We start from the raw sequence: 23921 nt of genomic DNA on the forward strand, positions 1-23921 counted from the left end.
ATCGGTACGATCCGAACTCCACCCCTAGCGGTCCCGTTAGGGGCGGCGAGTGGTCGATGAGCCTTCCGAAGTACGCAGGCCCGGTCATCCCGAGGTTCGGCGTCTTCCGTTGCAGCGCAACGGCTTCGCCCGGTGCGCGGTCAGCCCGGCCGGGCGGACGACCCGGCGGGCCGCACGCAGAACTCGGTGCCGTCCGGATCCGCCAGCACGACGGTGCCGTCCGCGCGGGCATCGAGCCGGACGGCGCCGAGGGAGAGCAGCGCGTCGACCGCCGCCCGCTGGTCGCCGTCTTCCGGAAGCAACTCGAAGCGCTGCCGGCTCGAGCCCGCTTCCGGCGTGCCGTCCCAGGTGTCCCACGCGAGTTTCGTGCCACCGCGCGGTGACTGGATCGCGGTCTGCTCGCCCAGGTCCCACACCAGCGGCCAGCCCAGCGCCTCGCTCCAGAACCGGCCGACCCGCCGGGTACCGGCGCAGGTCAGCTCACCCAGCGGGCCGCACCCGGCGAGGTAGCCGTTGCCGGGCTCGATCACGCAGAACTCGTAGCCCGCCGGGTCGGCCAGCACGACGTGCCGCTCCTCGGGCCGCTGCCCGACGTCGGCGTGGCGGCCGCCGAGCCCGATCGCCGTGGCCACCGTGCGCCGCTGGTCGTCGAGGTCGGCGCTGGTCAGGTGCAGGTGCATCCGGTTCGCGCCGAGCCGGCCGGCGCGGCCCGGGACGAACCGCAGGCCGAGCTGAGCGTCCCCGCCCGGCAGCAGCACACCGCCGGCGTCCTCGGCGACCTCCCGGCCGAGCAGGCCGGCCCAGAAGCGTGCCGCCCCAGCCGGGTCGGCCGCCTCGAAGGTCACCGCCAGCAGTCGCGAACGCATCACCGGACCGTAGACACCGCCCCCGCGGGACGGCAAGGCGATATCGAACCCTCACCGTCCGTGAAGTGCCGGCCCGCCGGGGAAACACCGTCGGCGATCCGGTCCACCTTTCGTGCGACTGCCCGATACCGGCCCCCGGCCCTAGAGTTCCAGGCCATGACCACCGCTTTGAGGACCGAGCACGAAGTCAAGCGATTCGAGAAGTGGGACGCCAACGGAGACGGCGTCATCGATCGCACCGACTACGACGCGGAAGCCCGCCGCATCGTCGCGGCCTTCGGCGAAACGACGACCAGCGACCGCGGCCGGGCCGTCCGGGACGCCCTGCTCGCGATGTACCAGCGCCAGGCCGAAGCCGCGGGCGTCGGCCCGAACGGTGCCATGAACCAGGAGCAGTACCTCGCCGCCAACCGGGAGCTGATGTACGACCGCGGCGACAGCGGGTTCGAAGACCTGCTCCGCCCGACCATCGCCGCGATCGCCGACCTGTGCGACACCGACCGCGACGGGTACGTGAGCAAGGTGGAGCTGCGCCGCTGGCTCGGCCCGGCGGTGGGGTTGAGCGACGCCGACTCCGACGCGACGTTCGACCGCATCGACCTCGACGGCGACGGCCGGCTCACGGTCGACGAGCTCGTCATCGCCGTCCGCGAGTTCCACTACGGGCGCTCGGACATCCGGCTGCTCGGCTGACCCCCGGGCGGAGCAGCCCGGGCCGGGCGGGCCCGCGCCGGGGCCGCGGGGAATCATCTCCTCATGCCGACCTCCTCACCCCGGGCGCGAGTCCAGCGGACCGAACGCTGGTTCCTCCGGCGCGGGACCCCGACGATGATCGCCGGATACGGCTTCACCGAGCACGTCCTGCCCCGCATGCTGCCCGCGCTCGTCTTCGTCACCCTGGCCAGCCTGGCCTGGCTCGTCCCGCTCAAGACCGCCGGCTCGGGCCGCTGGGTGCTCCTCGGCGTCGTCGTCGCCGTGACCATCGCGGCCTGGGTGACGATCTCGCTGTTCGTCCGGCGCCTCCCCCGCTTCTCCCGCGGCGCGACCATCGCCATCCTGATCACCTACGCCGCGATGCCGGTCGCCGTGCCGCTGCTGCAGCTCGCCTTCGACGGCGCCATCACCCTCCCGGGCGCCCGCGCGCTGGGCGTTCTCGCGTTCCTCGTGTTCTTCGCCGCCGTCTTCGCGGCCACCTACCTCGCCACCACCTACGGCTTCGGCACTCTCCTGCGCCAAGCCGTCCGGCAGGCGATCACCGACCTCCGCAACAGCGTGCAGGTCCTCGGCCGGGCCCTGCCGGTCCTGCTTTTCGTCACCCTGTTCCTGTTCTTCACCGGCGAGCTGTGGCAGCTGATGAACCAGCTCGCCTGGTGGCGCCTCACCCTCGTCGTCGCCCTCTTCGGCGCCGTCACCGTCCTCGCCGCGGCCGCCCGCCTCCGCGAGGAAATCGGCCGGGTCGAACAGGACTTCAGCCCGCCCATGCTGACCGCCGCCTGCGCCGGCACCCCGCTCGCCGCCGTCACCCTCGACGGGCCCGTCCGCGCGATCAGCCTCAACGGACGCCAGAAGCGCAACCTGCTGCTGGTGCTCGCCACCCGCCAGCTCGTCCAGGCCGCGGTCATCGGCCTCGCCCTGTTCGCCTTCTTCGTCCTCCTCGGCGTGATCATCGTGACCCCCGCCGCGGCCGAGCAGTGGATCGGCGCGCCGCCGTCGATCTCACCGCTGCTGCCCGGCGTCCCGGTCGCCCTGCTGCGCAACGCCACCCTGCTCGCCGGGTTCGGCAGCATGTACTTCGCGGTCACTTCGATGAGCGACACCGAACACCGCAAGCAGTTCTTCGCCCCGATCATCGACGAGATCGAACGCACCCTCGCGGTCCGCGCCGTCTACCTCGCCCTCCAGCAGCGGCAACCGGAGGTGGGTGCGTCATGACCACTGTGGACGAACGATCGACCCGGCCGTAACGAATGTTCGGCCACCTCGTCGCGGGGGGTACGGCGCTCTCTCCAGCCGGCGGCGCTCGACAGCCGGATGACTCGGCTCAAGCCTGGTCCGCGAACCTCGGCAGGGCTTCGATCCCGGCCACGACGAGCCGGGCCGCGCGCCCGACGTCGGCCGCGACCGCCTCCTCGATCTGCTCCGGGGTACGGGTCACGTCCAGGTGCTGGGCCATCGACCGGAACTGGATCTGCCAGAGCGCGACCAGCGCCGTCGCCAGGACTCGCGGCTCCGGGTCGTCCGGGGTGCACCCGGTCCGCTCGGCCAGCGCCTCGGCGGCGACCACGACCAGCTGTTCGGTCATCTCCAGGCGGTGCGCGCGCAGGGCGGGCGTGGTCGCGATCAGCAGGCCGAACCGCCGGGACTTCGTGATCGCCTCTTCCGGGTCCTCCTGCTCGGCTAGCCAGGAGAACACAGCGGCGCGCTCCTGCGCGAGGATCCGCAGCGTCGCTTCGGCCGGGGACACGCCGGGCTCGGCCAGGTCGGACCGCAGCGCGGCCAGCGCCGTGTCCGGGTGGTCGAGGATCAGCGACTCCTTGCTCGGGAAGTAGTTGAAGACCGTCTTCTCCGACACCCCGCAGGCCTCGGCGATCTCCGCCACCCGCACGGCGTCGAAGCCCCGCTCGAGGAACATCTCCGTCGCCGTGTCCGAGAGCTGCTGGCGCATCAGCCGCTTCTTGCGCTCCCGCAAGCCCACGGCCCCGGGCTCTCCGGCGCGCCGCGCTGCCCAGTTGACCGTTCGCGCACTCATGCCCCCAGGGTAGTACACCTCCAGAATTTTTTCTGCTACAGTAATTTTTCAGTGACCGAAGACTGGTTGCTTCCTCCCGCGAAGTCCCCCGGAGAAACGAGTCTTGTGATGGACCCTGTCCGCACCCCGATCAGCCGCGGCGCGCTCGTGCTGCTCAGAGCCGGCGCCGCCGCGTCGGCCGCGCTCGCCTGCCTGCAGCCGGTCCTGGCCGGCGCCTTCCTGCAGGGCTACTATTCGATGCTGGCCGCGCACCGCATGTCGGGCATGCTCTTCGCGCTGGCCCTGGTGCCGACGCTGCTGGCGGCCCTGGTCGTGTGGCGCGGCGGACGCGGGCCGGGCCGTCCCGCCCTGTTCGCCGCGCTGGCGCTCGTGCTCTGCGCCGCGCAGATCGTCCTGGGCTTCACCCGGGACCTGGCCGTCCACGTGCCGCTCGGGGCCGTGCTGCTCTACCTCGTCGTCCGGATCCTCATGCTCTCCTGGGCGAAGCAGCCGGTGGCGCGCTACGCCGGGGCGCCCGCGTGAGCCCCGCGATGAGCCGCCGCCGGTTCCTCGGCGCCGGCACCGTCGCCCTGGCCGGAGCCGGTGCGCTCGCCGTCGCCGGGACGCCGTTCCTGCGCAGTCTGCTGGCCGACGGCCAGCCCGGGCTGCTGCTGGCCAGCCGGGCGCCGGTGCCGGCCGCGTTCCGCGCCGACCTGCCGATCCCGCCGGTGCTCGCGCCGGTCCGGTCCGACGCGACGACGGACTTCTACGAGATCGTCCAGCGGCCGGCCGCCCTGGGCATCCTGCCCGGGCTCACCACCGAGGCCTGGACCTACCACGGCAGCTTTCCCGGCCCCACGTTGAGAACCCCCGCCGGGCGCAAGGCCGTGGTGACCCACACGAACCGGCTGCCACACCCGACCGTGGTGCACCTGCACGGCGGGCACACGCCGGCCGAGAGCGACGGCTACCCCACCGAGCTCGTGCACCCCGTCGGCGGCGAACAGCAGAGCCCGGCGTCCGGCATGGCCGGCATGGCGGGGATGTCCGGGATGGCGGGCATGGCGAAGCTCGACACCGGCGGCGGGCGGACCAGCCGGTCCCACACGTATCCGCTCGACCAGCGCGCCGCGACGCTCTGGTACCACGACCACCGCATGGGCTTCACCGCCGCCAACGTCTGGCAGGGCCTGGCCGGGTTCCACCTCGTGACGGACGACGAAGAGGCGGCTTTGCCGCTGCCGCGGGGAAACCGGGACATCCCGCTGATGATCTGCGACCGCTCGTTCGGCGCGGACGGCAGCTTCACCTACCCCGCACTCGCCGGCGGCCAGCAGCTGCCCGGTGTCTCACCGGCCTACATGGACGGTGTGCTCGGCGACGTCATCCTCGTCAACGGCGCGCCGTGGCCGGTGCTGCGCGCCGATCGCGCCCGCTACCGCTTCCGGATCCTCAACGGCTCCAACGCCCGCCGGTACTCGCTGGCGCTGGACCCGCAGCCGCCCGGCGGCGGCGCCCTGGTCCAGATCGGCGGCGACGGCGGCCTGCTGGCGAGCCCGCTGACCCACGACAGCATCGACGTCTCCCCCGCCGAACGCTTCGACGTCGTGATCGACTTCGCCCGCTACGCGCCGGGCACCCGCGTCCGGCTCGTCAACCGGCTCGGCACGGACGCGACGGCGGAGGTCATGTGCTTCGACGTCGGCACCGACGGGCGCGCGGTGGACGACAGCCACGTCCCGGCGAAGCTGTCGGAGATCGCGATCCTGGACCCGTCCCGCGCCACGGCGACGCGGGACTTCCTGTTCCAGAAGTCGTCGGGCTCCTGGACGATCAACGGCGCGCCGTACACCCCGGGCCGCGACCTGGCCCGCGCCCGCCTGGGCACGACGGAGGTCTGGCGCTTCACGAGCGACGTCCACCACCCGGTACACCTGCACCTGAACCACTTCCAGGTGCTGAGCCGCAACGGCCGCCCGCCCGGTCCGTACGACACGGGCTGGAAGGACACCGTCGACGTCCGCCCGTCGGAAGCCGTGGAAGTCGCGGTGAAGTTCACCGACTACGCGGGCCGGTACATGCTGCACTGCCACAACCTCGAACACGAGGACATGGCCATGATGGCCGACTTCTCGACGGAGTAGCGCGCCGGACGGCCCGGCCGGGATGCACCGGCCGGGCCGTGGTCGATCGATCCGGTCGGAGTCAGGGCTTCTCGAAGTGCTGGTAGTCGATCGGGGTGTCCCAGGAGCCGCCCCAGGTCCAGCCGCGGGAGGTGAACGCCTGCTCGGTGGCGTCACCCGCGTGGATCATGCCGGGCACACTCTGCGTGCGGTCGGCGTACGGCGCGCCGTTGGGCGGGTAGACCGCGCCGCTGCCGGAGATGTAGGGGTTCTGCACGGTGTTGACGTCGATGGCGCGCCCGTAGGAGTGGTTGGACCACGCGGTGCCGCCGGTGATCGCCCGGCAGTTGAACGCCGAGGTGTTGTTCGCCGCCATCGACGCGTCGTCGTCGGAGTTGTACTTCTCCACGGTTTCCATCCGCTCGATGGGGAAGCGGCCGCGGTAGAGATCGGCGAAGGTGTAGGCGACCTCGGTGGCGCGATCGGCGTTGACGACCAGTTCGCCCCGGTGCACCGCACCGTCGAAGCCGACGAAGTTCAGGCTCACCAGCCGCAGCTGATCAGGACCGACCGGACAGCCCTCGTGCCAGCTGTTCCCGAGGCGTTCGGCGGTGACCGGTTTGATGAAGGCGACGTAGGGCGGAAGGCCGCTGGTGGCCGGCGCGGCGACTTCCACGGTCTGGACGGTGGCGGCCGGCGCCGGCGTGACACCGGTGAGGACCACGGACAATGCGAACGCGAGGACGGCGAACGCCCTGGTTCTCGTTTTCATGACTGCGTCTCCGATTCTGTTGCGGGCAAAGGGGATTCCTGGAACCGGCGCGGAACACCCACGGCAGCACGACGACGCCGGCCGCGATCGTGCGGCCCGCGATCCCACAGCGAGGTTTCCGATTGGCGTGTCGCGTGTTCCGACGACATCGCCGTCCGAAAAGGACAGTCAGGCGTCAGCCGGCGGCTGCGCGGGAGAGGTCGTCGACCGTCACCCGCACCCGTTGTCGTGCACCATGCCGATGCCTGCCTTCCCCAGTAGGCATGTCCCCCACATCGGGAGTGCCTGAACCGAAATGTGCCAGCGGCGGGAGAACGGCGTCAACCGAGCCGCCAAGTTTCGCACCGGGCCGAAACGTCGGGTTCACGGCCGGAACGGGCAACCTCCGTGACGCAGGGGCCGTGGGCCGGCGAAGACCGAGCCGTCCGCCCCCCGGTCAATGTCGGCCGCAGGGTGTTCCCTTTTGAGCGCTCTTGAGCGATAGTGGTCGAAGCTGTGTTTTACAACGTTGTAAACCGTCATGGGAGGTCCGATGCGCGGGCGGCTGTCCTGGAGACGCAACCGGTCGGCGATCACCTGGGTGGCCACGCTGGGTCTCGCCGCACAGCTCGCCTTCACCGGCGTCGCGGACGCGGCCGGGGACACCTCGGCACATCCGGCACCCGGCACGGGGACGCACTTCCTCGACCACGCCGCGCCCCTCGCCGGCTACTCGGATCCCGCCTGGTACGAGGCGAACATCCCGTTCGTGGACCTGCCCGACGCCACCATGCAGAGCGTCTACTACTACCGCTGGCGCGTCTACAAAGAGCACCTGCGCTACACGAACCCCACCGACGGCTGGATCTCGACGGAGTTCCTCGACTGCTGCGGCTACGCGGCGCCCTACCAGGCGATCAACGCCGCCGCCGGGCACCAGCTGACCGAAGGGCGCTGGCTGCGCGATCCGGGCTACGGCCAGGACTACCTCCGGTTCTGGCTCACCGGCCCGGGCGCCGGGGCCAAGCCCGCCACCGAAGACGTCAACCCCGACACCACCGACTGGGCGCACGAGTACAGCGTCTGGCTGGCCACCTCCGCCTACGGTCAGGCCCAGGTGACCGGGGACTTCGCGCCGTTGCGCGAGCTCCTCCCGGCGCTCGTGCGCCAGTACCGCGGCTGGGACAAGCAGTTCAACGCCGACCTCGGCCTCTACTGGTCGGTGCCGGTCTGGGACGCCATGGAGTTCTCCGCCTCGTCCTACGAGTCCGCGAACCCCTACCACGGCGGCGCCGGCTACCGCCCGACGCTCAACTCCTACCAGTACGGCGACGCCGTCGCGATCAGCCGCATCGCGGACTCCGTCGGCGACCACAAGCTCGCCGCGGACTACGCCCAGCGCGCCGCCCGGGTGCAGGCCGCGATGCAGAAGTGGCTGTGGGACCCGAAACGCGGCTTCTACTACGCCATGGCCCGCGACGACAACCCCAGCCACCTGCTGTCCGGCAGCCGCGAGCAGATCGGCTACCTCCCCTGGATGTTCGACGCCGCCGGACCGGCGAACACCGCGGCCTGGTCCCAGCTGCTCGACCCCCAGGGGTTCGCGAGCGCCTACGGCCCGACCACCGCGGAGCGCCGCAGCCCGTTCTTCATGAAGGACGCCGGCGGCTGCTGCCGATGGGACGGACCGAGCTGGCCCTTCGCCACCTCGCAGACCCTGACCGGCCTCGCCAACCTGCTGGACGAGTACCCGGCCCAGCGACAGGTGTCCAAAGAGGACTACGCCGCCGCGCTGGCGACCTACGCCCGGACCCAGACCAAGAACGGCAAGCCCTACGTCGCCGAGGCGCACGACCCGGACCGGGACGCGTGGATCTACGACGGGTACGACCACAGCGAGGACTACAACCACTCCACCTACACCGACCTCGTCCTGTCCGGCCTGATCGGCCTGCGCCCGCAGACCGGCGACACGCTCGAGGTCAAGCCACTCACCCCGGCCACCTGGGACCACTTCGCCGCCGAAAACGTGCCGTACCACGGGCACAACGTCACCGTGCTGTGGGACCGCGACGGCAAGCACTACGGACAGGGCGCCGGGATGCGCCTCTACGTCGACGGACGGCTCGTCCAGCGCTCTCCGGTCCTGCGCGCCACCACGATCGACGTCGGCCGCACCCTCCTCCCCCGGTCCGACGACCTCGTGAACGACGCCGCCAACCCGGTGCGCATCGGCTACCCCAAGCCGATCACTTCCTACACCTGGCCCGGCGACAACCCGTGGAGCGGCCTCGACGGCAAGGTCTTCTACAGCGAGGTGCCCGAAAACACGCGGTGGACCAACTACGGCTCGCCGAACCCCAGCGACTTCTACGGCGTCGACTTCGGCGCCCCGACCCCGGTCGGGGACATCCGGTGGCACGGTTACGACGACGGCGGCGGGGTCAGGCCCGCCGCGGCCTACGACCTGCAGTACTGGACCGGCTCGGCCTGGCAGGAGGTCCCCGGTCAGGTCCGGGACCAGGCGAGCCCGGTGGGCAACGGCGTCAACCGCATCACCTTCCCCACCCTCACCACCAGCAGGATCCGGCTGGTGTTCACCAACCCGCCAGGCGCTTTCGTCGGCGTCACGGAGCTGCAGTCCTGGACGCCGTCGAGCCCGGACGCGCGGATCACCGTCGGCCCCGCGAACGCCAACGGCGTCATCATCGCCGGCCCGAGCATGCCGCTGACCGTCTCGGTCCGCAACACGACGTCGAGCCCGCTCGTCTCGCCGCGGGTGAGCCTCGCCGTGCCGGACGGCTGGTCGGTCACCCCGGCCGGCCGCCCGCTCGGCACGATTCCGCCCGGCCAGTCCCGGACTTCGGCGTTCACCTTGACGGCACCGCCGGGCGCCGAACCGGGCAGTGCCGCGACGCTGACCGCGACCGCGTCCTACCGCGGGCCCGGCGGCTGGACCGAAACCACGCACCAGCGGCAGAACCTCCGGATCCCCCACCCGGCGGGCCAGCACGACCCGGTCGGTGCCTGGAGCCTCGACGAGGGCAGCGGCACGGTCGCCCACGACGCCGCCGGCTCCCACGACGCCGGGCTCACCGGTGCACCCGAGTGGGTCCCCGGCGTGACCGGCACCGCCCTGCAGTTCGACGGCTCGAGCGAGTACGCGCAGACGAGCGGGCCCGTCCTGGACACCACGGGGAACTTCTCGGTCGGCGCGTGGGTCCGGCTGGACCACACGGGTTCGTGGGCCACCGCGGTCAGCCAGGACGGCAACCCCAGCAGCGGCTTCTACCTCCAGTACTCCGCGGCCGACGACCGCCTGGCGTTCTCGACCAGTGCGGGCCGGGCGCTGTCGGACGTCGCCCCGCAGCCCGGGCGCTGGTACCGGCTGGTCGGCGTGCACGACGCCGACGCGGGTACCTACGTGCTCTACGTCGACGGAGTGGCCCAGGCCAAGACCTGGAGCCAGGCGACGGGAGACGCTTCGCCCGGCCCGCTGGCCATCGGCCGTGCCTTCTCCGGCGGGCAGCGCAGCGACCTGTGGCCGGGCGGCATCGACGACGTCGTGGTGTGGAACCGGGTCCTGACCGCGGCCGACGTCGCCGCCGGATCCGGGTCGGCCGCGGCGCCCGGGTAAGACCGAAACAGGCAGGCGGCTCAGTGGCCGGCGGGGTACCGCCGGTTGAACTGCTCGGGTGTGTAGCTCAGGTAGCGCCCGGGCGTGGCGTCGCCGGCTGCCGCCAGCCGGTTCAGGGTGCCCGGCGAGGTGTCCGGCCAGTGGCCGGTGCGCAACCTCGTCAGCATCCGGTCGACCGCGGCCTGCTGTTCGCCGGTGGTGTAGGTGCAGTGCCCGGCGGTCTGGACGTAGGTCTGCCGGAGCAGGGACGCGTTGCCCGCCTGGCGAACCAGGGCGCCGTAGGACTGCTGCTGGGCGACGGTCGAGATCTGGTCGCCCGTGCCGTTGACCGTGAGCACCGGGATCCGCAGGGCGCCGGTGAACACGATGCCCCGCTCAAGGTAGCGGACGGCGGCGGGATCGGCGGACACGCGGGGTTCGGCGGCGAGCCGGCCGAGGTCGGCGCGCAGGTCGAGGCCCGCGCGCTCGTACAGCCGCCGCACGGTGTTCTGCCGGCTCGGCGCGGCTTTCGTGAGCTGGCGTGCGTAGTCGACTCCCGTGTTCCAGGACGGGTTCCCGCCCGCCAGCTGCTCGATCGCCCGGCGGCTGCTGACCGCCTGCCCGAGGTAGGGCAGCGGCCCGCCCGCGAGCGCCAGGAACATCCCCTGCTCGACGCCGTCGACGTCACGGCTGTCCGGGACCGGGGTCGTCGTGCCGTCGGCGGCCAGGCCCCAGCCCGGCAGCTGGCCGATCGCCGCCGCGAGGGCGATCCGCGCCTTGCCCGCCGCGGTCGCCTGCGCCGACGTCATCGCCGAGATCCACTGCTGCTGGAGTCCGGGGACGTCGGCGGGGATGCCGGTCACCGGCAAGGTGGTGTCCCGGAACAGCAGGGTCTTGAGCGTGAAGACGGTGTCGAGCTTCTGGTTCCACTGCCCCACCGAGCCGCCGAGGCCGCCGCACATCGGGACGGCCGCGTCGAAGCGGCCCGGGTACACCTGCGCCACCCCCGCGGCGACCATCCCGCCCATCGAGCGACCCTCGGCGATCGCGTACCGGGCCCGGCCGAACGCGGCTTCGAAGCGGTCGAGCGCCGCGGCCTGGTTGTCGATGGCCTGCGCGATGTTCCAGCTGGTGATCGTGCGGGTGGTGCCACCCACCGCGTAGCCGCGGTCGAGCAGGCTCGCGGTGAGCGGGCTCGCCAGGCCACCCGCGGCGAAGTCGAGGTCCACCAGCACGGCGCCGTTCCACCGGGCGGGCTTGGCGAAGGTGTACGGCGTGCCGTCGGCGAGCTGCCCGCCGACACAGCCGGCCGCGGCGATCGGGGCCGGGCACGGCTTCCCGGCCTCGGCAGCGTGCGCGGTCACGGGCAGCCCGGCGGCGAGGACCGTGACCACGGCCAGCCGGCCGGCGAAACTGATTCTGGTTCCCATGGACGACTCCTGTCAGAAGTTCTTGCTGCTGACGGTCCAACCCGGCGTAGCGCACAGGCCGCAGCCCGCGCCGAGGAAGTAGCCGCGCGCGGCGCGGTTGCCGTTGAGGGTGAAGTCGAACCAGGCGACGAGGACCCGGACCGCTTCCTCGCGGACGCTGGGATCGGGGTTGCCCGCACGCTGGCCGTACACGAACCCGGTGTGGCCCGCGGCGGGGTTGGTCGCCCGGACCGCGGGGACGGTGACGAGGTCGTAGTTGGCCCCGCTGTTGGCGTAGGCGACGTCGTCCGGGCCGCCGTCGACGAACAGCGTGGGGGTGTGCAGGTTCCGCAGGTTCTCCCGGCCGTAGCCGAGGGTGCCGTCGGCGAAGAACCCGCTGTCCAGCGACAGCACCGACTTCACCCGCGGGTCGGCCCCGGCGACGAGCGCTTCGATGCCGCCGCACGAGTGGCCGGTGACGCCGATCCGCCGCGTGTCCAGCCGGTCCCGCAGGTCGCTCCCCCGGCGGCCGTTCTCCCGTTCGGCCCAGGTGATCGCGTCGGTGATCACCTTCGGTTCCGGGCTGCTGTTCTCGGTCAGGGCCGGCTGGTCGAACCCGCCGACCGCGACCACGACGAACCCGTGCGCGGCGAAGAGCGTCTCGACCGTCAGCAGCTCGTCGTTGCTCGTGTGCCGGCAGGCGCCGTTGCCGAACACCACCACCGGCAGGCGGCCGCGCACCCGGTCGAGGTCCGCGGGCCGGTAGACGGTGTACTCGGCGGCGTGGTTCCCCGTCCTGGCCGCGGCTTCGCGGACCACCGGGTGGAACACCGCGGACGCGGGCGGCGCGGGCGCGGCCGCCACCGCGATTTCGGTGTCGGAAGGGCCCGTGGCCACCGCGGCGGTGACCGCGACGACGGCCGTCACCGCGGCGACGAGAGCGGGCTTGAGGAGAGCTGTTCCCATCGGAATTCCTCTCACGTCAGTCCGTCGAGCCACGCGCTCATCCGCGTGGTCAGGTCGTCGCCGGTGCGGGCGTCGACGTTGTCCGCGGGCAGCTCCAGCACGGGGATCCCCGCGGCGCGCAGGGCGCGGGTGGTGAAGTAGCTGCCGCGGGCGTCGTCGGAGACGAGGTGCACGACACCGTCGACGCCGTGGTGCCGGGCTTCCTTGACGTACCACTCGGCCGACCACGGCGGGGTGTAGAGCTGGTCGCTGAACGCGGCGAAGCGGGCGGCCAGCGCGCGCAGCGGGTCGTCGCCGTAGCGCAGGTAGCCGTCGGCCGCGATGGCGAGGTACATCGACCACACGAAGACCGCGCCGTGCGATTCCTGGAACCGCCGGTAGAACTCGAGGTCGAACCACAGGCCGCGGCCGACCCACATCAGCCGCAGCCGCTCGTCCGGGCACGCCGCGACGCCGGCGTCGATCCGGGCGCGCACCTCGTCGTGGAACGCCCGCGCCGCGTCGCGCGCCCATTCGGTGCCGCGGTGCCACTGGGGCACCATGACGCTCGGGATGCCGTCGGTGACGGCGATCGGGCACGGCCGGGCGGCGGCGATGAGGTCGCGGGTGCGCCGGTTCCACTCCTGCTGCTCGTTGACCAGTGCCAGCACCTCGCGGAACCGGGTCTCGGAGAACACCCGGCCGGTGGTCTGCTCCAGAAAACGGATGAGCCCGGTCAGCTCGCCGGTCAGCAGGTCGAGCCGGTCGCTCCCGATCGCCTCCTCCCAGCGGTGCGGCATCAGCTCCCACCACCGCTCGGGCACGGCGTTCTCCGCCGCGCTCTCCAGCGGGTAGTAGGTGACGCCGGGCTGCTCGTCCCAGACGTCGAAGATCTTGCGGGACGCGTCGCCGGTGGTCTCGCCGAGGACGATCGACGGCGTCGGCAGCCCGCCCCACGGTGCCTGATCGGGATCGTCCTCGAACGCCGATGCCAGCGAGGTGGCGCTGTACTGCTCGATGTAGTCCGGGTAGCCGCGTTCGCGCAGCAGGCCGAGATAGCGCTGGGTCTGGCGTTTCGCCGCGACGATCGAGGCCCACCACTGGTTCACGACGTACGGGATGTCCATCGCGCGGAAGATCTCCTGGGGCGCGTCCGCGTTGACCAGCGCCAGCGGACCCTCCGCCTCGCGCACCCGCGCGAACCACTCACGCTGGTACGCCGTCGCGGTGGTCGCCGACGCCAGCCGGGCGGTCATGCCACCGCTCCCGCCGGGACCAGGGCCGCCAGCGCTTCGGGAGTCAGCTCGCCGTACGGCTGCCGCTCGGCCAGGACCGCGCGCAGACCCGACGCGGCGCGCTGCTCGGGGAAGTCCCACGGCGGCGCGTCGTCGTGGACCCGTGCGTACGAGAACAGGACTTCCGCGCCGCACGCGCGAGCGGCTTCGGCGGTGTGCGCGGCGCGCGCCCGGATCGACGCGCGCGGCGCGGTGGGGCCGTTGTGCTGGTAACGCTCGGCCAGCGCGAGCTCCGTCGGCGCCGCGCAGGTGCGGGCGAAGAGCAGCTCGCCCCAGTCGTGGTCCTCCCCCACGATCAGGAAACCGTTGCGCTCCAGGGTTTCGTACACCGCCGGGTGGTCGTGGGAGCTGCCGGTGAGGAACAGCGGCACCCCGGTGACCTCGGGCGAGTCGGCGGCCACCACGCGGTCGACGAGCAGGGTGGCCGCCGTGACCGGCAGCCGGGTGGTCGTGGCGACCAGCTGGAGCAGCTGGGTGCCGCTCAGCCGGTTCGCCCGGCGCAGGGCGGCGGCCCGGCCGAGCGACCGCCGCAGGGTGTCGTGCGCGGTGATGGCCGCGGCGAGGTCGTCGTCGGAGATGGGCCGCCGGCGGCCGAGCCATTCGCGCAGCTGGGCGATCTTCGTGTGGACGTACCGGGTGGTCGTGTGGTGCGGCAGGTGCAGGACGTCCACCAGGCGCAGCGGCGGCAGCCCCAGCGCCGGCTCGATCCGGTGCAGCTCCCGCAGGGCGTAGAACAGGCGCAGCGAGGCTTCGCAGTCGCGGGAGACGACGATCGCTTCGAGCGGCCCGTAGGCGCCGGTGAGGATCCGCGTCAGGATCGACCGGGCGACCGGGTCCACGCCGCGGCCGAGGTAGCGGTCGCCCAGCGTGCTGTCCTCGCCCGGCTTCCCCGCCAGCCGCAGCGGCACCAGCCCCGCCGCGGTGATCAGCTCGACCGGTACGTCGGCGCCGACGTACCCCACGACCGGGGCGCTCAAATGACCGCCTCCGCCACCAGTTCCGCCAGCTGCTCTTCGGTGTAGCCGAGCAGCTCGCGGTAGACGTGCTCGTTGTGCTCCCCCAGCCCCGGCGCCGGCCGGTCGAGGGAGACGCGCGCACCGGAGAACCGGATCGGGACCCCGGTGCCGGCCAGGTCGGCCACCGCGCCGTGCTGCGGGTGCCGCAGCGGCACGACCTCCTCACGCGCCAGGACCAGGGGGTCACGGACGGCGTCGCGCGGCTCGCGGACCTCGGCCGCGGGCACGCCTTCGGCGGTGAACGCGGCGAGGACCTCGGTCAGCGGCCGCACCCGGCACCACTCGCGGATGAGGTCGTGGAGTTCGTCGGCGGCCCGGACCCGCTGGTCGCGCGTGCGGTAGCGGTCGTCTTCGGCCAGCTCCGGGCGGCCGATCGCCCGCAACACCCCGTGCGCGAAGGCGTCCGTCGGCGCACAGAGGGCGAGGTAGCCGTCCAGAGCCGGCAGGATCCCGAACGGCGCCAGCCGCGGCACCATCGACCCGGTGCGCTGGGGCAGGCCGACCGCGTCGAAGGCGTCGAACGGCTCGCACGCGACCAGCGAGGTGAGCGCGCCGAGCATCGACACGTCGACACGCTGGCCCTCGCCGGTGTGCTCGGCCTGCAGCAACGCCGACACCGTGCCGACCACGGCGAACAGCGGGGCGAGGAGGTCGCCGATCGGCAGGCCGAAGCGGACCGGGCCTTCGTCGGGCTCGCCTGCGGTCATCATCACGCCGCTCAGCGCCTGGATGATCGAGTCCATCGCCTTGCCCGACCCCGGGCCGCCCTGAGCGCCGAACCCGCTGATCGAGGTGTAGACGAGCCGCGGGTTGATCTCGCGGACGTCCTCGTAGGAGATGCCGAGCCGGTCGGTGACGCCCGGGCTGTAGTTCTCGACCAGCACGTCGGCGTCGCGGACGAGATCGGTGAACACGGCGTGGGACCGCGGGTTCTTCAGGTCCAGGGTGACGCTGAGCTTGTTGCGGCCGCGCAGCAGCATCGACACCGAGAGGTCGTCGTCGTGCCGCCGGGCGAGGTTCAGCCCGTCGCGGCCGACGTAGGGCGCGTTGTTGCGGGACGAATCCCCGCCAGTGGCAGGGTTCTCGACCTTGATCACGGTAGCCCCGAGCCCGGCGAGCAGCAGCGTCGCGTAGGGCCCGGCGAGCGCCGTCGTCAGGTCGACGACGGTGCGGCCGGCCAGTGGCTGGTCGGTCATGCGGAGCCCCCTTCGGAGAGATCGACGAGCACTTCGGTGCCGCGGGTGGTGAACCGGCCGTTGAGCCGGGCCCCGCGGGTGATGTCCTCGACGTACTTCGCCACGGCCTCGCCTTCCGGCGTGCCGCCGACCGGCACCGGACGGCCCCGGTCGTCGATCCAGCACGGGACGAACCCGGCCTCGCGCAGCCCGGTTTCGTCGAAGCGGCAGAAGGCGATGGCGGTGTTGCGGCTTTCGGGGTGGAACGGGAAGAACGGCATGTCCGGGTCGGGTGCGAAGCCGTAGAGCTTCGTCCGGCGTTCGGCCCACGCGCGCAGCTCGTCCGCGCCGACGCCGGCGCCCGGGGTCAGCGCGTGGGTGACGGTGACGAAGTTGCCGAGCCCGTGGTAGATCGGCCGTCCTCGGTGGACTTCGATGCCGCGCATGATGTGCGGGTGGTGGGAGAACACGGCGTCGGCACCGGCGTCGATCGCCGCGCGGGCGACCGGGCTTTCGTACATCGCGACGACCGTCGGGGTGTGCCCGACGCCCTTGTGCAGCGAGACGAGCACGACGTCGGCCTCGGTGCGCAGGCTGCGGATGTCCTCGGCCATCGCCTCGAGGCTGTCGGGGTCGGCGAAGGTGTAGATCTTCGGCGGGCCGCCCGGGCTCGCGTGGTCGAGCTCGTAGTGCGTGAGGACGTGCACGTACGCGCAGCCGGGCTTGCGGGACGTCGCCCAGGAGTCGCGCGGGCCGACGCAGTTGTAGGACAGCACGCCGATCCGCAGGCCACCGCGGTCGACGAGCGCCGGCCGCCGGGCCTGCGTGAGGTCCGGCCCGGCCCCGGCCGTCACCATTCCCGCGGCGCGGGAGTAGGCGATGGTGTCGGCCAGTCCGCCGTCGCCGGCGTCGTAGACGTGGTTGCCCGCCAGCGTGACCACCGCGAACCCCGCATCGGCCACCGCCTTCAGCGCTTCGGGATCCGCCGGGGGCGCGGGGACGTCGGTGCTGCGCTGGACGGCCGTGGTCGAATGCGGCACCTCGACGTGCCCGATCGCCAGGTCCATCCCGCGCAGCACCGGCGCGGCCGGGGCGAGGAACGACTCGGGGTCCGGCTCGTCCAGGATGAGGTCGCCGACGGCGCCGACAGTGATCACGAAACACCCTCCTTTTCGGACAGATGACGGGACAGGAAGGCGCGCAGCCGATCGGTCCGGGGGCGGGTGAACAGCTCGCCCGGCGGGCCTTCCTCGACGATCCGGCCCGCCTCCATGAACACGCACCGGTCGGCCACCTCGCGGGCGAAGGCCATCTCGTGGGTGACGACGACCATCGTGGTCCCCGCCGCGGCGAGGGCCCGCAGCACGGCCAGGACCTCGTCGACCAGTTCCGGGTCGAGGGCGCTGGTCGGCTCGTCGAACAGCATGATCCGCGGCCGGACCAGCACGGCCCGGGCGATGGCGACCCGCTGCTGCTGCCCGCCCGAGAGCTGCCGCGGGTAGTGGTCCTCGCGCCCGGCCAGGCCGATGCGCTCCAGCAGGTCCCGCGCCTCCCGCTCCACAGTGGACCGATCGCGTCCGTGGACGCGGATCGCCGCGTCGGTCACGTTGCGCAGCACGGTGAACTGCGGGAACAGGTTGAACTGCTGGAAGACCATGCTCATCCGGCGCCGCTGGGCCGCGATCCGCCGCTCGGTCAGCGGGCGCAGGCCGCCCGGGGAACGCCGGTGGCCGAGCAGTTCGCCGTCGAGGTACATCGCGCCGCCGTCGATCGATTCCAGCTGGTGCGCGCAGCGGACGAGGGTCGACTTGCCCGAGCCGGACGGCCCGATCACCACGACCGTCTCCCCTTCGGCCACGTCGAGGCTGACGCCCGCCAGCGCGGTCACCGGCCCGAACTCCTTGCGGACGTCGCTGATCCGCAGCACCGGCGCGGTCATCGGGTGCTCCGGTGCCCGCGCGAGAACCGGCGTTCCAGCCGGCGCTGCCCGGCGGTCAGGACGGTGACGACGACCAGGTACCAGAAGCAGGCGACCAGCAGCATCGGCACGATCTCGTAGGTGCGGTTGTAGATCACCTGCACCGCGTGCAGCAGGTCCGACATCGCGATGACCGACACCAGCGCGGTGCCCTTGAGCACGTTGATGAACTGGCTGCCCGCGGGCGGGATGATCACGCGCATCGCCTGCGGCAGCACGATCCTCAGCAGCGTCTGCCCCGGCGTGTAGCCCATCGCCCGGGCCGCGTCGCGCTGGCCGGGGTCGACCGACGACACCCCGGCGCGGAAGATCTCCGCCAGGTAGGCCGACTCCACGAGCGACAGGCCGATCACCGCGGCGGTCAGCGGCGTGATGACGGTGTTGGCGTCCCACGTCCCGAAGACCGGGCCGAACGGGATGCCGAGGGACAGCTTGGGCAGCAGATAAGCGAGGTTGAACCAGAAGATCAGCTGCACCAGCGGCGGGATGCCGCGGAACAGCCCCACCCACAGCGTGGCCACCCAGCGGGCGGGCCCGAACCCGCTCAGCTGCATGGCCGCGACCACCCCGCCCGCCAGCGAACCGAGCACCATCGCCGCGATCGCGAGCAGCACCGTGGTGCCCAGGCCCGCCATGACGCTCTTCTCGAAGAGGTACTTCACCACGACGTCCCACTGGAACCGGTCGTTGCGGACCAGGAAGACGACCAGCTGCGCGAGCAGCACCACCAGCACGAGCACGAACAGCCAGCGCAGGGGACGGAAGCGGCCGCGTGCCGAAGCAACGTCGTCACGGGCCGCCGTCGTCTCCTCCACAGTGGACATCGCGGTCATTTCGCCGACGCCACGTCGAACAGCGGCTGCGGGACCGTGACGTCCGTGAGGCCCCACTTCTGCATGATGCGGGTGTAGGTGCCGTTGCGGAACAGCTCTTCGAACGCCTTCTGCAGCACCGGGCCGAGCTTCCCGGTCTTCGGGGTGTAGAGCGCGAGGTTGTCCTTCGTGGCGCCCTGCTCCTCGGTCTGCGTCACGTATTCGTACTGCCCCTTCTGCTGGGTGGTGACGTCGATAGCGGCGGCCTGGGTCATCCCGGCGGCGTCGGCCCGGCCGGACTTGGCGGCCAGCAGGGTGGCGTTCGTGTCGTCGAGCCCGACCACCTGCACGGCCGGCCGCTGCTTGCCCTCGCAGAACGTGGACAGCTTGGCGAGCTGGCCCTCCACGACGCTGGCGGTGACCACCGCGACGCGCTTGCCGCACAGATCGGCGGCCTGCTTGATGCCGGCGGCGGAGCCTTCGGGGATCACGTAGGCGGTCCGGGTGGTCATCCACGTGACGGTGTCGAACTGCTTCTCGCGTTCGGCAGTGGCCTTGACCGGCCCGTTGAAGGCTTCGTAGCGGCCGCTGAGCATGCCCTGCAGCGCGGCCGGGAGACCGGCGACGATGGTGGTTTCCGTGCGCACGCCCAGGAGCTGGCCGAGCGCCTGCTGGAAGTCGGGGTCGATGCCGGTGACCGTCTTGCCGTCCGGGCCGACGGTGCGGTACGGCGGGTGGGAGTCCCCGGCGAACCGGAGCACGCCGGAGTCCTTGACCGCCTGCGGCAGCTGGTCGTGCAGCGCCTGGTCGGCGGTCAGGGCGGCGGCCGTGGGCGCTGTGGCCGCGCCGTCGTCGACGGTGCACCCGGCCAGGACGAGCCCGGCGGCGGCCCCGGCGAGCGAGCTTCGACGCCATTGACGAAGTGAGGAACCCATGTCGTTTTCTTCCTGCGGAAGGCCGTCCGGAGCGGGCGGCGCGGGAACCTGAAGGGTGATTGGTTGCTATCTGGGCGCCGATCGTCGCATGATGTGTCGCGTGATTCAACCCCTCGCTCCGGCCGCACCGCCGGAGCTGCGACCATGGACCCCCGCGGCGGGCGACGCCCGCCGGCCGCCGAAACGAACCCCGGAAGAGGCAGGCGTGCGATGACAGCGACGTCCTCGGGGCCGCTGCCCCGCTCCCAGCAGGGAGCCGAACCGCAGCTCCTCCTGACGTCCCTGCTCGGCGACTTCTGGTACTGGCGCGACGAGCACGTCCCCTCGGCCGCTCTGGTGGAGCTGCTCGGCGAGTTCGACATCAGCCCGGCGAGCGCGCGGGCCGCGATCCGCCGCCTCGCCGCGCGCGGCCTGCTCACGGTGTCGCGCAGCGGGCGGACGACGGCGTACGGCATTCCCGGCCGCACGTCCGAGGTGATCATCGAGCGCACGCACCGGATGCTGACGTTCGGCACGACCGCACCCGAGTGGGACGGGCAGTGGACGGTCGTCACCTTCTCCGTGCCGGAGCAGGACCGCGGACTGCGCACGGCGCTGCGTTCACGGCTGCGGGTCCTGAGGTTCGCCGCCCTCTACGACGGCGTGTGGGTCAGCCCGCACGACCTGGCCGGCCCCGCGCTGGCCGCACTGCGCGAGCTCGGCCTCCGCAGCGCGACGGTCTTCCGCGCCACCGAGGTGCCCGGCGACGTCGGCAGCCCGGTCGCGGCCTTCGACCTCGGGCCCCTCGCCGCGGAGTACGACCAGTTCGTCGAGCGGTACGAGCGGGTGCTCACCGGCTTGGACGCCGGTCTGGTCAGCCCGGCGCAGGCGCTGCGCACCCGCACGGAGCTGCGCGTGGACTGGCGCCGCTTCCCGGAGACCGACCCCGACCTGCCCGCCGAGCTGCTGCCCGCCGGCTGGGCGCGCGACCGGGCCCAGAAGGTGTTCCTGCAGATCTACGACCGGCTCGGCCCGCTCGCCGAGCTCCGGTTCCGGCAGGTGCTGGCCGCCACGGACCCCGCGCTGGCCGAACTCGCCACCCACCACGACTCGGTGCAGGTGGCCGAGTTGTTCGCCGGCCTGGGCGAACACCACCCGGTGGGCGACACCCCGTTCGAGAAGGCCGCCGAGGCCCGCCGCCTGGACGACGCGGGACGGCAGTTCCCGGGCCGGAAGTCCTGAGCCGGGCCGGCGCGGCCGGAAGATTTTCCCGGGGGCTGTCGATCCCGGCGGTCGTCGTTCGACGCGTGGTCGAAGGCGCCCACCGGGGGGCTCGGACAGTGAGGACACTTCCATGACCGAACCGAACGCGGAAACGACCCGGCGCGCGATCGTCGAGCACACCCGGCGCCTGGCGGAATCGGCCGCCGCGGCCGGACCGGACGCCGCCGTGCCGACCGCCCCGGAGTGGACCGTCACCGACCTGGTCACGCACCTGGGCCAGACCCAGCACTGGGTCGCGGAAATCATCGAACGGCGCATCACCGACCCCACCCGGCTGCCCACGGAGATGGCTGTCTCGCCCGCCGATCCCGGCGACTGGCTCGCGTGGCTGACGGAGTCCGCGCAGCGAGTCGCGGACGCGTGCGCCGACGACGCGCTCGACGCGCCGGTGTTCAACGCCGCGGGCGACGAGCGGTCCGGAGGGCGGTTCTGGATGGTCAGCATGCTGAACGAGGCCGTCGTCCACGGCTTCGACGCGGCCATCGCGGCGAACCGGCCGGTCGACGTCGACGCCGGCATCGCGGCCGCCCTCATCGGCAACCACCTCAGGATGCTCACCTCGCCGACGTGGGAGATGCAACGACCCGAGTCCGCCCACGCCCTCCGCGGCACCGGGCAGACCCTGCAGTGGCAGGCCACCGACACCGCGGACGCCTGGCTCATCGAACGGCGCCCGGACGGGGCGACCTGGCAGCCGGGAACCGGGCAGGCCGACGTGACGCTGACCGGCCCGGCCGGATCGCTGTTCCTGACCTTGATCCGGCGGCTCCCCCTCACCGACCACGCGACGGCCGCGATCAGCATCGACGGCGACAGCGACCTCGCCCGGCACTGGCTCGACCACACCGCCCACGCCGCCGGCTGATCGTGCGACGATCGGGGTCGTGAACCCGCAGCAGTTCCGCGCCGTCATCGCCGCCGGTCCGCGCGACCGCGCGGTCATCGCGGTGCCGTTCGACCCGGACGAGACCTGGGGCGCCAAGGCCGACCACCCCGTGGGCGGCACGATCGACGGCAGGCGAGTCCGCGGGAGACTGTCGCCGACCGGCAGCGGATGGCAGCTGACCATGACGCCGACGTGGCTGCGCGACACCGGCGTCACGATCGGCACCGAGGTGACCGTCGAGCTGGCGCCGGAAGGTCCCCAACGCGAAGACCTCGCCGACGACATCGCCGAGGCGCTGGCCGCCAACCCCGCCGCCGCCGCGTTCTTCGACACGCTGGCGCAGTTCTACCGCAAGGCCTACCTCCGCTGGATCGAGGCGACCACCCGCCGTCCGGACCTCCGCGCGGCCCGGATCGCCGAGGTGGTCGACCTCCTCGCGGCTCGGATCAAACAGCGACCAAGGCCGGCGGAACCGACCGGGGCTGTCGAATCCGGGCCACCTCGTTCGTAGCCAGGTCGAGAGGGCGCCCGCCAGGGGCCGCCGCCACGACCGCAGGAGATACCGATGCCGCACTAACCGGCCAAGGTCCACCGCATGTTCGAGCTCGTCGAACCGATCGCCACCATCACCTTCTCGGCGGTGCCGACCGAGGCGTTCCTGGCCCTCGGCATGCGCAACTACTGGGACGGGTACTTCGCCGGCCGGGCCGCGCCGCTGGGGCTGGCCCCGGCCGAGGTGGTGCACGCGGTCTTCTACAACTTCGCCGACGGCGAAGTGGCGCGCCACATCCCGTGGGTCTGGGAGAAGACCACCCCCGAGGAGGCGATCGCCGTGCGCGAGCGAGCCAGCGCCACCGCACTGCGGCAGACGATCGGCGACCTCGCCGGCTCCCCCGGCCTGGTACGGGCCGCCGACCTCGCCACCCGGGCCGCGGTCAGCGCGCCGACCGAAGGCCGGGCGCTGTACGCCGGGCTCCGGGCGCTCGCGGTGCCCGAGGAGCCGGTGGCCCGGCTCTGGCACGCGGCGACGCTGCTGCGCGAGCACCGCGGGGACGGCCACAACGCCACCCTCGTCGCCCACGGCATCGGCGGCACCGAGGCCCACGTCCTGCTCGCGCTCTCCCTCGGCATGCAGGCGGCGGAGTTCGGCCGGGTCCACCACCTGCCCGAGGCCCGGCTGGCCGCGGTCGTCGACGGCCTGCGCGACCGCGGCCTCGTGGACGCCGCGGGCGGTTTCACCGAAGCCGGCCGGCAGACCAGCGAGCGGATCGAGGCCGTCACCGACGAACTGGCGGCGCCGCCGTACGAGGTGCTCGACCCGGACGAGCTCGACGAGCTGATCACCGGGCTCGAGCCGATCGCCGCGGCGGCCCAGACCGTCGACTGAGCAGGCCGCGTTTTCGCGCGGGCTCAGAACTTGAGGTCGAAACCTTGGACGTACCAAGCCCCTTCGTGCTTCAGCATCTTGAAGGTGAGGCTGAACGAACCCGTGTCCCCGGTCGCGCCGATCAGTTCGAGGCTGCGCAGCGTGCGGCCGTCGAGCTTGACGGCCGTGTCCGGCACGGTCACCTCGTTCCCCTTCGCCGTCACCCCGGTCACCTCGACCTGCCCCTGCGGAGGCAGCTTGACGCCCGGCTTCGCCCAAGCCTCGCGCAGCGACTTGGCGCTCGAGAGCGCTTCGGGGCTCTTGCACAGCGTTTCGGCGTCTCGGCCGGCGGGCAGCACGGGAGCGCCGGACAGGCACGCCTCCGTGTACTGCTCCTGCAAGATCTGGGTCACCCAGCGCTCGAGAGCGGCCTGGAGGGTGTCGGCACCGGATGCGGGCTGCGCCTGGGACGTCTGCGCGGAAGCGCTTGCGGGCGAAGCGGACGGGCTCGTCACCGGCACGGCCGAACCGCTGACGCCGGCCGAGCCACACGCGGTCAAGCCCAGGACCACCGCCGGCAGCATCGGGGCAAGCCGTCTCGCCTTGGGTCGCCGGGTGTGCACCGTCGGGGCGATCGTCACAGGGATTCCTCCTGGTTCAGCCGGTAAGTCCGGCTGCGGGGCTTTCGTCGGCCCGGAGCATGGTGTGAGACGACCTGAGCCGTCAACCGCCCCGCGCGAAGCCTGCCCTTTCGATC

General features: G+C 72.4%; 22 protein-coding genes. 9 read left to right on the top strand and 13 right to left on the bottom strand.

Translation table 11 applies throughout. The annotated features are described in order from the left end of the window. Nucleotides 1–140: 140 nt before the first annotated feature. The gene (locus QSK39_RS19950) at nt 141–866 is read right to left on the bottom strand and encodes a VOC family protein (RefSeq protein ID WP_285479262.1); all 726 of its coding nucleotides are present in this window, start codon (nt 864–866) and stop codon (nt 141–143) included. A gap of 156 nt (nt 867–1022) precedes the next feature. Between QSK39_RS19950 and QSK39_RS19955 the strand changes: the two genes are divergently transcribed. Beyond that, the gene (locus QSK39_RS19955) at nt 1023–1559 is read left to right on the top strand and encodes an EF-hand domain-containing protein (RefSeq protein WP_285479263.1); all 537 of its coding nucleotides are present in this window, start codon (nt 1023–1025) and stop codon (nt 1557–1559) included. Nucleotides 1560–1622: 63 nt separating this feature from the next. Then, nucleotides 1623–2798 carry a hypothetical protein gene (locus tag QSK39_RS19960; RefSeq protein ID WP_285479264.1) on the top strand — a complete coding sequence of 392 codons (1176 nt, stop codon included), beginning with the start codon at nt 1623–1625 and terminating at the stop codon, nt 2796–2798. Between the two features lie 109 nt (nt 2799–2907). Here the strand turns inward: QSK39_RS19960 and QSK39_RS19965 are convergent, their stop codons facing one another. Further along, the gene (locus QSK39_RS19965) at nt 2908–3615 is read right to left on the bottom strand and encodes a TetR family transcriptional regulator (protein WP_285479265.1); all 708 of its coding nucleotides are present in this window, start codon (nt 3613–3615) and stop codon (nt 2908–2910) included. Nucleotides 3616–3723: 108 nt separating this feature from the next. Here QSK39_RS19965 and QSK39_RS19970 point away from each other — a divergent pair, with 108 nt between their 5' ends. Both QSK39_RS19970 and QSK39_RS19975 read left to right on the top strand, forming a co-directional pair. Continuing rightward, complete coding sequence (locus tag QSK39_RS19970) at nt 3724–4137, top strand: hypothetical protein (protein WP_285479266.1); 414 nt, start codon at nt 3724–3726, stop codon at nt 4135–4137. Beyond that, complete coding sequence (locus tag QSK39_RS19975) at nt 4134–5738, top strand: multicopper oxidase family protein (RefSeq protein ID WP_285479267.1); 1605 nt, start codon at nt 4134–4136, stop codon at nt 5736–5738. The genes QSK39_RS19970 and QSK39_RS19975 overlap by 4 nt, the downstream gene beginning before the upstream one ends. 61 nt (nt 5739–5799) lie before the next feature. Here the strand turns inward: QSK39_RS19975 and QSK39_RS19980 are convergent, their stop codons facing one another. Then, the gene (locus QSK39_RS19980; protein WP_285479268.1) at nt 5800–6489 is read right to left on the bottom strand and encodes a M15 family metallopeptidase; all 690 of its coding nucleotides are present in this window, start codon (nt 6487–6489) and stop codon (nt 5800–5802) included. 532 nt (nt 6490–7021) lie between these two features. On the opposite strand from QSK39_RS19980, the gene QSK39_RS19985 reads away from it, so the two are divergent. Further along, nucleotides 7022–10105: an MGH1-like glycoside hydrolase domain-containing protein gene (locus tag QSK39_RS19985; RefSeq protein WP_285479269.1), complete on the top strand. Its 3084-nt coding sequence runs from the start codon at nt 7022–7024 to the stop codon at nt 10103–10105. Nucleotides 10106–10125: 20 nt separating this feature from the next. On the opposite strand, the gene QSK39_RS19990 is transcribed toward QSK39_RS19985, so the two are convergent. From QSK39_RS19990 to QSK39_RS20030, 9 genes are read right to left on the bottom strand one after another with little or no spacing between them, the layout of a single operon-like run. Further along, a complete protein-coding gene (locus QSK39_RS19990; RefSeq protein ID WP_285479270.1) occupies nt 10126–11514 on the bottom strand; it encodes a DUF6351 family protein in 1389 nt (462 codons plus the stop codon). A 12-nt stretch (nt 11515–11526) separates the two neighbouring features. Next, nucleotides 11527–12459, bottom strand: a complete 933-nt coding sequence (locus tag QSK39_RS19995; RefSeq protein ID WP_285479271.1) for a poly(ethylene terephthalate) hydrolase family protein — start codon at nt 12457–12459, stop codon at nt 11527–11529. An 11-nt stretch (nt 12460–12470) separates the two neighbouring features. Continuing rightward, nucleotides 12471–13694, bottom strand: a complete 1224-nt coding sequence (locus tag QSK39_RS20000) for a 2-hydroxyacyl-CoA dehydratase family protein (protein WP_285479272.1) — start codon at nt 13692–13694, stop codon at nt 12471–12473. Then, nucleotides 13691–14710, bottom strand: a complete 1020-nt coding sequence (locus QSK39_RS20005; protein WP_285479273.1) for a 2-hydroxyacyl-CoA dehydratase family protein — start codon at nt 14708–14710, stop codon at nt 13691–13693. The genes QSK39_RS20000 and QSK39_RS20005 overlap by 4 nt, the downstream gene beginning before the upstream one ends. Beyond that, complete coding sequence (locus tag QSK39_RS20010) at nt 14707–15945, bottom strand: CaiB/BaiF CoA transferase family protein (protein WP_285479274.1); 1239 nt, start codon at nt 15943–15945, stop codon at nt 14707–14709. Before QSK39_RS20010 ends, QSK39_RS20005 begins: the two co-directional genes overlap by 4 nt. Further along, nucleotides 15942–17081: a CapA family protein gene (locus QSK39_RS20015; protein ID WP_285479275.1), complete on the bottom strand. Its 1140-nt coding sequence runs from the start codon at nt 17079–17081 to the stop codon at nt 15942–15944. Before QSK39_RS20015 ends, QSK39_RS20010 begins: the two co-directional genes overlap by 4 nt. Continuing rightward, the gene (locus tag QSK39_RS20020; protein ID WP_285479276.1) at nt 17078–17863 is read right to left on the bottom strand and encodes an amino acid ABC transporter ATP-binding protein; all 786 of its coding nucleotides are present in this window, start codon (nt 17861–17863) and stop codon (nt 17078–17080) included. The genes QSK39_RS20015 and QSK39_RS20020 overlap by 4 nt, the downstream gene beginning before the upstream one ends. After that, nucleotides 17860–18735, bottom strand: coding sequence for an amino acid ABC transporter permease (locus QSK39_RS20025; protein WP_285479277.1), 876 nt, complete (start codon nt 18733–18735; stop codon nt 17860–17862). The genes QSK39_RS20020 and QSK39_RS20025 overlap by 4 nt, the downstream gene beginning before the upstream one ends. Then, complete coding sequence (locus QSK39_RS20030) at nt 18732–19649, bottom strand: transporter substrate-binding domain-containing protein (protein ID WP_285479278.1); 918 nt, start codon at nt 19647–19649, stop codon at nt 18732–18734. Before QSK39_RS20030 ends, QSK39_RS20025 begins: the two co-directional genes overlap by 4 nt. Nucleotides 19650–19859: 210 nt before the next feature. Between QSK39_RS20030 and QSK39_RS20035 the strand changes: the two genes are divergently transcribed. From QSK39_RS20035 to QSK39_RS20050, 4 genes are all read left to right on the top strand, one after another. After that, nucleotides 19860–20870 (top strand): PaaX family transcriptional regulator, encoded by a 1011-nt coding sequence (locus QSK39_RS20035; RefSeq protein ID WP_285479279.1) that lies wholly within the window; start codon nt 19860–19862, stop codon nt 20868–20870. Between the two features lie 112 nt (nt 20871–20982). Next, nucleotides 20983–21777 (top strand): maleylpyruvate isomerase family mycothiol-dependent enzyme, encoded by a 795-nt coding sequence (locus QSK39_RS20040; protein WP_285479280.1) that lies wholly within the window; start codon nt 20983–20985, stop codon nt 21775–21777. A gap of 19 nt (nt 21778–21796) precedes the next feature. Beyond that, nucleotides 21797–22309 (top strand): YdeI/OmpD-associated family protein, encoded by a 513-nt coding sequence (locus QSK39_RS20045; protein WP_285479281.1) that lies wholly within the window; start codon nt 21797–21799, stop codon nt 22307–22309. Between the two features lie 84 nt (nt 22310–22393). After that, nucleotides 22394–23185 (top strand): SCO6745 family protein, encoded by a 792-nt coding sequence (locus QSK39_RS20050; protein WP_285479282.1) that lies wholly within the window; start codon nt 22394–22396, stop codon nt 23183–23185. Nucleotides 23186–23208: 23 nt separating this feature from the next. Here the strand turns inward: QSK39_RS20050 and QSK39_RS20055 are convergent, their stop codons facing one another. Beyond that, nucleotides 23209–23805, bottom strand: coding sequence for a hypothetical protein (locus QSK39_RS20055; RefSeq protein WP_285479283.1), 597 nt, complete (start codon nt 23803–23805; stop codon nt 23209–23211). Nucleotides 23806–23921: the final 116 nt, after the last annotated feature.

It is taken from the genome of Amycolatopsis sp. NBRC 101858 (assembly GCF_030269325.1).
Classification (GTDB): domain Bacteria; phylum Actinomycetota; class Actinomycetes; order Mycobacteriales; family Pseudonocardiaceae; genus Amycolatopsis; species Amycolatopsis ponsaeliensis.

Coding starts and splice junctions, on each gene's coding strand:
- QSK39_RS19950 (WP_285479262.1), bottom strand. CDS start 866: ATGCGTTCGCGACTGCTGGCGGTGACCTTCGAGGCGGCCGACCCGGCT.
- QSK39_RS19955 (WP_285479263.1), top strand. CDS start 1,023: ATGACCACCGCTTTGAGGACCGAGCACGAAGTCAAGCGATTCGAGAAG.
- QSK39_RS19960 (WP_285479264.1), top strand. CDS start 1,623: ATGCCGACCTCCTCACCCCGGGCGCGAGTCCAGCGGACCGAACGCTGG.
- QSK39_RS19965 (WP_285479265.1), bottom strand. CDS start 3,615: ATGAGTGCGCGAACGGTCAACTGGGCAGCGCGGCGCGCCGGAGAGCCC.
- QSK39_RS19970 (WP_285479266.1), top strand. CDS start 3,724: ATGGACCCTGTCCGCACCCCGATCAGCCGCGGCGCGCTCGTGCTGCTC.
- QSK39_RS19980 (WP_285479268.1), bottom strand. CDS start 6,489: ATGAAAACGAGAACCAGGGCGTTCGCCGTCCTCGCGTTCGCATTGTCC.
- QSK39_RS19985 (WP_285479269.1), top strand. CDS start 7,022: ATGCGCGGGCGGCTGTCCTGGAGACGCAACCGGTCGGCGATCACCTGG.
- QSK39_RS19990 (WP_285479270.1), bottom strand. CDS start 11,514: ATGGGAACCAGAATCAGTTTCGCCGGCCGGCTGGCCGTGGTCACGGTC.
- QSK39_RS19995 (WP_285479271.1), bottom strand. CDS start 12,459: ATGGGAACAGCTCTCCTCAAGCCCGCTCTCGTCGCCGCGGTGACGGCC.
- QSK39_RS20000 (WP_285479272.1), bottom strand. CDS start 13,694: ATGACCGCCCGGCTGGCGTCGGCGACCACCGCGACGGCGTACCAGCGT.
- QSK39_RS20010 (WP_285479274.1), bottom strand. CDS start 15,945: ATGACCGACCAGCCACTGGCCGGCCGCACCGTCGTCGACCTGACGACG.
- QSK39_RS20020 (WP_285479276.1), bottom strand. CDS start 17,863: ATGACCGCGCCGGTGCTGCGGATCAGCGACGTCCGCAAGGAGTTCGGG.
- QSK39_RS20025 (WP_285479277.1), bottom strand. CDS start 18,735: ATGACCGCGATGTCCACTGTGGAGGAGACGACGGCGGCCCGTGACGAC.
- QSK39_RS20030 (WP_285479278.1), bottom strand. CDS start 19,649: ATGGGTTCCTCACTTCGTCAATGGCGTCGAAGCTCGCTCGCCGGGGCC.
- QSK39_RS20035 (WP_285479279.1), top strand. CDS start 19,860: ATGACAGCGACGTCCTCGGGGCCGCTGCCCCGCTCCCAGCAGGGAGCC.
- QSK39_RS20040 (WP_285479280.1), top strand. CDS start 20,983: ATGACCGAACCGAACGCGGAAACGACCCGGCGCGCGATCGTCGAGCAC.
- QSK39_RS20050 (WP_285479282.1), top strand. CDS start 22,394: ATGTTCGAGCTCGTCGAACCGATCGCCACCATCACCTTCTCGGCGGTG.